This is a genomic window from Deltaproteobacteria bacterium (genome assembly GCA_019309545.1).
Taxonomy (GTDB): Bacteria; Desulfobacterota; Desulfobaccia; order Desulfobaccales; family Desulfobaccaceae; genus Desulfobacca_B.
This window is the reverse complement of sequence record JAFDGA010000002.1, coordinates 102,905-111,528: the sequence shown is the minus strand read 5'-3', so window position 1 is coordinate 111,528 and position 8,624 is coordinate 102,905. Positions and strand designations below refer to the sequence as shown.

General features: G+C 53.9%; 10 protein-coding genes and 1 riboswitch. Of the genes, 6 read left to right on the top strand and 4 right to left on the bottom strand.

Going from position 1 to position 8,624, the window contains the following annotated elements; all coding sequences use genetic code 11:
* The 4 genes from JRG72_01210 to moaA form a co-directional block, all read right to left on the bottom strand.
* The coding region (locus JRG72_01210; GenBank protein MBW2133839.1) for a 4Fe-4S binding protein at window positions 1-437 on the bottom strand (437 nt) is incomplete at its 3' end.
* Between the two features lie 83 nt (window positions 438-520).
* Window positions 521-1,441, bottom strand: coding sequence for a DUF362 domain-containing protein (locus tag JRG72_01205; protein ID MBW2133838.1), 921 nt, complete (start codon window positions 1,439-1,441; stop codon window positions 521-523).
* A 24-nt stretch (window positions 1,442-1,465) separates the two neighbouring features.
* Window positions 1,466-1,762, bottom strand: a complete 297-nt coding sequence (locus JRG72_01200; protein ID MBW2133837.1) for a DUF493 domain-containing protein — start codon at window positions 1,760-1,762, stop codon at window positions 1,466-1,468.
* Between the two features lie 66 nt (window positions 1,763-1,828).
* On the bottom strand, window positions 1,829-2,809 hold the full coding sequence (gene moaA / locus JRG72_01195; protein MBW2133836.1) for a GTP 3',8-cyclase MoaA: 981 nt from the start codon (window positions 2,807-2,809) through the stop codon (window positions 1,829-1,831).
* Between the two features lie 144 nt (window positions 2,810-2,953).
* A riboswitch (cobalamin riboswitch) is annotated at window positions 2,954-3,146 on the top strand.
* 191 nt (window positions 3,147-3,337) lie between these two features.
* On the opposite strand from moaA, the gene JRG72_01190 reads away from it, so the two are divergent.
* The 6 genes from JRG72_01190 (at window position 3,338) to JRG72_01165 (ending at window position 8,611) form a co-directional block, all read left to right on the top strand.
* Window positions 3,338-3,598 carry a hypothetical protein gene (locus JRG72_01190; protein MBW2133835.1) on the top strand — a complete coding sequence of 87 codons (261 nt, stop codon included), beginning with the start codon at window positions 3,338-3,340 and terminating at the stop codon, window positions 3,596-3,598.
* A 91-nt stretch (window positions 3,599-3,689) separates the two neighbouring features.
* A complete protein-coding gene (locus tag JRG72_01185) occupies window positions 3,690-5,753 on the top strand; it encodes a TonB-dependent receptor (GenBank protein MBW2133834.1) in 2,064 nt (687 codons plus the stop codon).
* 173 nt (window positions 5,754-5,926) lie between these two features.
* A complete protein-coding gene (locus JRG72_01180) occupies window positions 5,927-7,219 on the top strand; it encodes an IMP cyclohydrolase (GenBank protein ID MBW2133833.1) in 1,293 nt (430 codons plus the stop codon).
* A gap of 63 nt (window positions 7,220-7,282) precedes the next feature.
* Complete coding sequence (locus tag JRG72_01175) at window positions 7,283-8,014, top strand: class I SAM-dependent methyltransferase (GenBank protein ID MBW2133832.1); 732 nt, start codon at window positions 7,283-7,285, stop codon at window positions 8,012-8,014.
* Window positions 8,011-8,220, top strand: coding sequence for a sulfur reduction protein DsrE (locus JRG72_01170; protein ID MBW2133831.1), 210 nt, complete (start codon window positions 8,011-8,013; stop codon window positions 8,218-8,220). The genes JRG72_01175 and JRG72_01170 overlap by 4 nt, the downstream gene beginning before the upstream one ends.
* A 199-nt stretch (window positions 8,221-8,419) precedes the next feature.
* On the top strand, window positions 8,420-8,611 hold the full coding sequence (locus JRG72_01165; GenBank protein ID MBW2133830.1) for a 50S ribosomal protein L28: 192 nt from the start codon (window positions 8,420-8,422) through the stop codon (window positions 8,609-8,611).
* Window positions 8,612-8,624 lie beyond the last annotated feature (13 nt).

Below are 8,624 nucleotides of genomic sequence, written 5' to 3'. Positions count from 1 at the left end.
GCCAGATTAACGGAGAACAAGGCTCCGGCCAGCAGCAGCAGTAACAGGTAATATTTCACCCGGCGCCACCGCTGGGCAACGCCCTGATCCAGGCGATCCTTAAACAGCAAATGGCGGCAGCCGTCCAGGGCCGTTCCCAAAGGACAGACCCAGCCACAGAAAAACCGTCCCAGTATCAGGGTCATGGCCACAACTAAGAGGGACCACAACAGGCCATAGACCAGCGGACTGCGGGTGAGCAGGTGCACTGCCAACAGCAGGGGGTCGAGCCGGAAAAACAAGTCCACCGGCCAGGCCAGGACCTCCTGACCAACATATGCGGTCTTGAGAAACAGGAGCAGAAACAGCAGGAAGAATAGTAGTTGACTGGCCCGGCGCATCACTAGCCACCAACGCCGGGAGTTACGGGTTGAACTTAGCGGTTCTTGATGTGACATTACGGTGTTAGAAGGGCCTGGCCCTAAACCGGAACCAGGCCCCTAAGGTGGGTTGTTACCCTGGTAATTATGCTAAAATGGGCTCAGGCACCCAGAAATTTGATCTTCTTTAAGTCAATTTCTCCCAGACCCAATTCATGACCCTTGACGATGTGGCCGATATCCGCAGGCTTAAGGTCAAAAAGGGTAGTGCCATACGCATCCAGGGCCACCGGGTCGGTCCCGGCGATGATCTGGTTTTTGATCTGGACATATTCCAGTTTGCCGCCGGTCGGGCCGTTCTGGGTCAGGATCCGGGTTGCATCGAGGATATGCAGATCAGGCCGCAACACCAGGTTCATGTCGGCAATGTTCTGTTGCAGGCCGACGTGGATGCGACCCCGCCAACCACCGATGGCCCCCATCATGTTTTTCATGCACAGGCTCAGCCGGGCTTCGGAGTGAGTCTTGGCCACCGGAATATTGATAAAGCGGTCAGCCTCGAGAATATCTTGATAAAAGGACCAGCGTTTCAAGGCCTTGGCATTTTCGATGTTGAGCTCCACAAACCGCCGTTCATCGACAAATTCCACCACCACCCGGGAATCCTTGATGCCCTCGACAGCCCCTTTGATGCCGCTGTTGACATAGGTTCGCCGGGCATCGTGGCAGGTGCGGTCCAGCACCTTGACCTTTTTGGCTCCGGCCTCCAGGCATAGTTCCACCACCTTGCGGACCACCACCGGATGGGTAGTAGCAGCCATCTCCGGAGGACGGTCAAAAGCCATGTTAGGTTTGACCACTACGACCTCGCCGGGATTGACGAATTTCTTCATCCCCCCCAGGGCCTGGACGGCATCCCCGACCAGATGGGCATAGTTGGTGCCGGTGGCACGGGCCAAAATCGGCGCCGGCTTCTCCTTGGGAGCCATTGCCCATAGTTCGGCCGGCATGGTCATTATCCGGCCCGCTCCTGCCAATACTCCCAGGGCTGCTACCTGTTTCAGGAATTCCCGCCGATTCATAACTTTTCCAACTGTTTGAGATTATTACATAACCATTAAAACGCCGGGCTGGCGGGCCAACGACTGGTAGAGAGCCTTTATCTGCCCCACCGAATGCACCGTCAATTGTAAAGTCAATGACCGATACTTCCCCTGTGAACTCCGTCTTTCACCGATGCAGGCCTGCGAGGCGTCGATCTCCCCTAAAATACTGGCCGCCGCGGCCATCAAGCGGGTCACCAAAGACTCAGACCCGGCATGGGCAATGACCTTAAAAATAAAAGGCGACGGGAAGGGATAATCGGCCCAGACCTGCTCTAAACCCAATAACTGATCATTCATAATTTTTGAAGTTTATCTGACTTAACCCAGCTTTTCAAGCTTTTTACCCCCCCGCTGGAATTAAAGCTAACCGCCGATACTGGCCATGGGTCGCTGACAGTTAAATGATTTGAGGCCAATGAGAGGGTGGCGTTGGGGTTTGCGTTGAATGGCAGTGCAAAAAAGTTCCTTCAGAGTGTCATCCGCAGCCCCCTGTCGCAAAGGCGTTTTGATATCAATTTCCTGATCAGAGAGCAGACAGGGGCGCAGACGGCCAGCCGCAGTCAGCCGCAGACGATTGCAGGTCGGGCAGAAGTGTTGACTGATAGGGCTGATAAAACCGATCTCCCCCGGGGCCCCGGGGAGGCGGTAGCGCTGCGCCGGTCCAGCCCCGGACTCAGCCGGGATTTCCTCAAGCTGCCCCAGCGGCCTAAGGCAAGCCTTAATCGCCTCGGTGGAGAGATAATAGTGGCGGTGCCAGTGGCTCTGAATCCCGATGGGCATATATTCAATGAATCTGATCTGATAGGGATATTCGAGCGACAGCCGGGCGAAATCCAACAATTCGCCATCATTGAGACCGCGCATGACCACACAATTAAGCTTGAGGGGGGCAAACCCCAGGGTCTGGGCCAGCCGCAAGCCTTCCCAGACCTGATAGAAATAATCGCCACCGGTCAATTGGCGATAGCGTTGGGGCTGAAGCGAGTCCAGGCTGATATTGAGCCGCCGCAAGCCCGCATCCCACAGCGCCTCAGCCAGCTCGACCAGCCGCACCCCGTTAGTAGTCAGACAGATTTCTCGCACCCCCGGGATTTTGCTCAAACCATGAATAAACCCGGCCACGCCCCGCCGCACCAAAGGCTCTCCGCCGGTCACCCGAAGCTTGCTGAGACCCAGATCAGCGCCGACGCGGGCCAGGCGGAGCAGTTCTTCATAACGCAGAATCTCATGGTGGGCCAGCTTTAGCAAGCCCTGCACCGGGGTGCAATAGAAGCAGCGCAGATTGCAGCGATCGGTAATCGACATCCTTAAGTAGTTAATATCACGATTAAAACCGTCTTTCATGGTCTCGATCCAAGCCAGGGCCTTTTATGCTAAATAAGATATAATTATCAAGGGCCAGATGTCAACTCGGTTCGGCAATAGTCAACAAATTTTAAATGGAGATTTTCCTTGACAGGGAATCAGGTTTTATTTTAAATTGGTACTTGAAATACAGAAGTTACAGGTGCTCCGTAAGGGGCTTGATAGGGAAGCCGGTGCGATTCCGGCGCGGTCCCGCCGCTGTAACCGGGGACGAAACCTGCAAATTGACCACTGTCCTTTAGTTAGGAGGATGGGAAGGGGCAGGGATTAGGATGATCCGGGAGTCAGAAGACCTGCCTGTAACTGCTCTGACCTTCCTTCACGAGGTATGAAGAAGGCAGCGGCTTCGGAAGGAAGATGCTTTTCGAAGCCCCCCTGAGGATCAAGTAAACTGGGTGCAATCCTTGGGTCCTACCGGACTCAGGGATTTTTTTTGATCTCTCGGGAGGCCGGTAGGAATGCACCAAGCATCGGAACCAGTAAAAAAAAATCCCAGGAGGTAGTCAGATGAAAAGAGGAGTTATCATCTACATTGCCGACAGCGACAATCTCGCTGAAAATTTTGATTTCCAGAAGGCCCTGGCCAATATTGATTATCAGGGGGACCAGATGGGGATCGTCTCTGCGAAAGAGGGTTACTTTGACGTCCATGAGGCCTTTTTCTCCATGATGGTCAAGGGTTGCGGTCGGGTCAGCCTGGTAGTGGCACAGGCCGAAGGGAGTGATCGGCTACATCCCTTGAAACCACCGGTTCGCCTCATTGGTTAACCTCCAGACCGAAGGGGGGGATAAGTGGAGACCTTCGGCTCGCAAATGAGGATCTTGGGTTCTGATTTAAAATAAAAGGGGGAGATAAAAAATGAAGAAATGGCTCGCGTTCTTCTTGGTGGTCATCTGGTTGCCGGTGCCTTGGGCCTGGAGTCAGGAGCAAGTTCCTGGAGAAGAGGCCGTCACCGGAGAAGAGGCAGTCCTGGAAGAAGTGGTGATCACTGCTACCGGCACTGAGGTGCCCACCAAAGAGACCAGTGTTTCCTCTACGGTCATTACCGATCAACAGATCGAAGCACGGCAGGTTACCCGAGTGGAGGAGATGTTGCGCACCGTCCCGGGGGCGGTGGTCAACCAGACGGGTAGCCGGGGTGCGACCACCTCCCTGTTTATCCGGGGTGGCAATAGCGATATGAATCAGGTGCTGCTCAACGGCATCAAAATGAATCAGGTCGGCGGGTTTTTTGATTTCAGTAACCTGACGGTAGATAATGTGGAGCGCATTGAAATCATCCGAGGTCCCATGAGTGCGCTTTACGGCAATGACGCCATGACCGGGGTGGTCAATCTAATGACCCGAAAAGGCAAGGGGAAACCTAAACTTAGCCTTACCAGCCTCTGGGGTGGGCATGCAGAAGGACACAGTGAACACAACCTGATCATGGAACAAAAGGCGTGTTTAGAAGGTTCTTATAAGCAATTCGCCTATTCCGCGGCTTACAGTCGCATCGACGACACCGGTATTCTGCCGATCAATAACCACTTTGCCAGCCATGTCTTGAACACCCGCCTTGACTTTGAGCCGCTGGAAAATCTTTCCTTCACTTTCACCAATCTAGTGGTGGATTCCTATTTTGATTTTCCCACCAGTAGCGGGGACCGGTTTGACCCCAAAAGCCTGGGAGGACGCGGGATGGACCCGAACCAGAACAATACCAACCTGAATCTGGTCTTCGGCCTCACCGGCAATTATTGGCCAATGGAATGGTGGGAGAACGAACTTACCCTGTCCTTTGTCCGCCTGGACTCCAATTATAATAATCCGGCTAATCCGGGAGAGGTGATGTTCCAAAACACCGACTATTTTAGTCGAGACCTAGAAAATCACTATACCTTGAACTATCGTTCCAATTTCCGGTTTGGGGATCAGGCCAGAATCGGTTCGATTACCACTTTGGGGTTGGAATTACGCGGCGATCAGTGGAAGGGCTGGAGCTATGGCTTTGATTGGGGTCTGTTCGCCATGAACTCCAAGCATAATAAAGCTCGCCGGGGCAGTACCGCCTGGTATGGTCAGGAGCAGCTATCATTATGGAATCGTTTGTTTCTTACCGCCGGGTGTCGGATAGAGGACAATAGAGTCTTCAACAAGTTAGAGTTTTGCCCCCGGGCTTCCGCCGCCCTGCGCTTTCCTGAAACCGATACCACTATCCGGGCAGCGGGCGGCCGGGCGGTTAAAGCGCCAAGCTTTATTGCCACCAATTCTCTAGATCCCTTTTTCCTGGGCAACCCGGACCTGATGCCAGAAAAAAATACCAGCTGGGAAGTGGGGATCGATCAATGGTTATGGGACAACCGGATACAATTGGGGGCGACCTACTTTGAGAATCATTTTACCGACCTCATTCAATGGTCCCAAACTTCCTGGACTACTGGAAGCTGGTTTAATATTGCCAAAGCCCGCACCAAAGGGTTTGAGCTCGCCTTACAAGCTCACCCCATGGCAGGGTTGACCGCCCGCGCGGCCTATACCTACCTGACGGAGCTTAAAGTATTGGATGACGGTGGTTTAGTCAACATCAATATCATCAGCGGGCAGAATCTCCTGCGGCGACCCCGCCAAACTTTCAGCGTTGATCTGGGCTACACCTGGCGTCGTCTGGAGACTCATTTGAACGGCCTTTACGTGGGTCCCCGGGCGGATCGTCGACCGGATAACGCTCCCCCCTATTGGGCGGCGCGGGTGACCAATGGCGGATACTTCATTTGCAACCTGGCTGCTTCCTATGACATCCTACGCAACTGGAACCATGTCAAAAAAGTGCAGGTAATGGCACATATCAATAACTTGTTTGACAAAAAATATAACGAGGCTCTAGGATATTCTTCCCCTCGGTTCAATATCATCGGGGGCTTGAGATTCGTCTTCCAGTAAGACTGTCCCTTCCCGGCATAAATAATCCAGACCTCTTCGGGCCCCCTGCAGTCCTTAGTTTTAGGCAACTGTGGGGGGCCTTTTTGTTTATTGGAACCTGATCAATCCAGCTTATCAATCCGGTCAATAAATGCTATGATAGGGGAAAACTCAACCTGCCTGAGGAGATCGATATGAGCGAACTCAAGGTGATGTATCGTACCGTGATGGAGGACCATTTTCCCGAGAACCTGACCATCAGCTTCGGCGACCAGCAACTGCTCTACCGCAAACGGACCTGGAAACTGGCGGATGAGAAAACCGGCGAATTGATCGAAAAGGGCCTGCGCTATGGCGAAAATCCGGGCCAGGAGGCCGCCCTCTATGAACTGGTCAACGGCAATCTGGTGCTGGGCGACTGCCGCTTTATCGAACCCCATCTGGGCTTGGTAAGCGCCATTGATGAGGCGGCGATGATCCAGGCCGGGAAACATCCGGGCAAAATCAACCTTACTGATATCGATAATGCCCTGAATATCATTAAATTTTTGACCGCCAAACCCGCGGTCGTGATCGTCAAGCATAATAATCCCTGCGGGGTGGCCTATGGGGAGTCTTTGGCCGCAGCCTATGACCGGGCCAATATGGCCGACCGCATCGCCGCCTTTGGGGGGGCCGCGGTATTTAACCGGCCGGTAGATCGAGCCACCGCCGAACTGGTAACTCAGAACTATCTGGAGGTCCTGGCGGCGCCGGAATTCGATCCGGGGGCTGTAGATCTTCTCAAAAAGTCCAAGGACTTAAGGATCATCCGGATTGCCCGTTTTGACCGGCTGGCGGAGTTGGTCAGCCGCCGTTTTGTAGATTTCAAAAGCCTGGTTGACGGCGGTCTGATCGTCCAGCAATCGCCCCTGAACGCCATTTTAAGCACGAGCGATTTCAAACCCGCAGTAACCATTTATCAGGGGCAAGAATATCGCATCAAACGGCCGCCCAGCCACGACGAATTGGAAGATCTGCTCTTTGGCTGGCAGGTGGAGCAAGGAGTGACGTCTAATTCCGTGCTTTATGTTAAAGATGGCGTCACCGTGGGCATTGGCACCGGCGAGCAGGATCGGGTCGGAGTAGCGGAAATCGCTATTTATAAAGCCTATACCAAGTATGCCGATGCCCTGTGTTTCCGGCACTATGGTTTGCCTTATAAAAATTTGGAACTGGAGGTTCTGGCCGGGAAGCGCCCCCAAGCGCAACAGGAAGAGATCGATGCCCAGACTCAGGCGGATAAAGGCGGGCTGATCGGCGCGGCCATGATTTCCGATGCCTTCTTCCCCTTCCGCGACGGGGTCGACGTGGCCATCCGTCAGGGCATCCGGGCCATTGCCCATCCCGGCGGCTCCCTTAGAGACTTTGAGTCGATTCAGGCCTGCAACGAAGCCGACCCGCCGGTGACTATGGTCTTCACCGGCCAGCGGGCTTTTAAACACTAGATTTCACGCAAAGACGCCCAATAATCTTGGCGATCTGGGCTTCTTGGCGGGAGATAAATAAAAATGGCTGAATATTTTGACAAGCAGGTTGCAGCCTATGAGCGCTGGTACACCACGCCCCTGGGGCAACTGGCCGATCAGGTGGAAAAGCAGGCGGTCTTTGCCCTGCTCCCCGACCTGACCGGGCGCCGAGTGCTGGACGCGGGCTGCGGCACCGGCAACTTTTCTCTGGCTCTGGCTCGCCGAGGAGCCCGGGTCGTGGGGCTGGACCGTGCCGCGGCGATGCAGTTCACCGCTCGCCAGAAGGCCCGGAAAGAAGGCCAGGATTTGCTCTGGGTGCGGGGTCATCTCAGCCGCCTGCCTTTTGCCGCGGCCACCTTTGACGGGGTGGTATGTATCCTGGCGCTGGACTTTGTGGCCGAGCGGCAGGCGGCGCTCCAGGAGATGGTCCGGGTGCTCCGCCCCGGCGGATTTTTGCTGATTGCCATACTCAACCGTTACAGTCTCTGGACCTTAAAGCGCACTATCCGGGCCTGGTTCATTCCCAGCCTGTGGCGCCAGGTCCACTTCCTGAGCCGCCGGGACTTGGAGCGGCTGCTGCAACGCCAGCCGGAATTGACAAAACCCCGCTGGGAGCGGGCGATATATTTCCCGCCCTTGAAATCCCCTCGACTGGTATATTATTATCCCTATATCGAATCTCTGGGGAAAACATTATACCCTTCCCTGGCAGCTTTTCTGGCGGTAGCGGCATATAAAAGACTTGATAACAGCAAAGGAGAATCCCAGACATGAAAGTGGGCGTGATTATTTCGAGCGGTGATCCCGAAGTCCTTTATAATGGCATCCGATTTGCCAATTTTTGCCTGGAACAAGATGATGAGGTCACCTTGTTTCTTAATGCCAAGGCGGTGGAATATTACAAATATGATTCCCCCCAATATAAGCTGGAGGACCTGGTCAAAACCTTTGTGTTGAGTGATGGGGTAATGTTGGCCTGAGGCTCCTGTCTGCGCTCCCGGGGTCTGGGAGCTGATGCTCATGCGGAAACCGTTACCATGCAAGCCCTTTATGACCTGGTAAAAAACAGCGATAAAGTAGTCTGTTTCTAAAACACCTAAAATTATCCAGAATAAATTCTTGCTTTAAAGAGAATTTTCCTGTAATATTTTAAATTTGAAATTTCAGGAGGATTCTATTATGGCTCGAGTCTGCGAAATCTGTGGCAAAAAGCCGCAGGTGGGACATAATGTTAGTCATGCTAATAATAAGACCAAGCGGCGCTGGAACCCCAACTTGCAGCGGGTGCGCGCCCTGCAGAATGGTCGGGTACGTTATCTTCGGGTCTGTACCCGCTGTCTGCGTTCCGGATTGGTAACCAAACCGGCCTGAAAGCGGCGGTCCG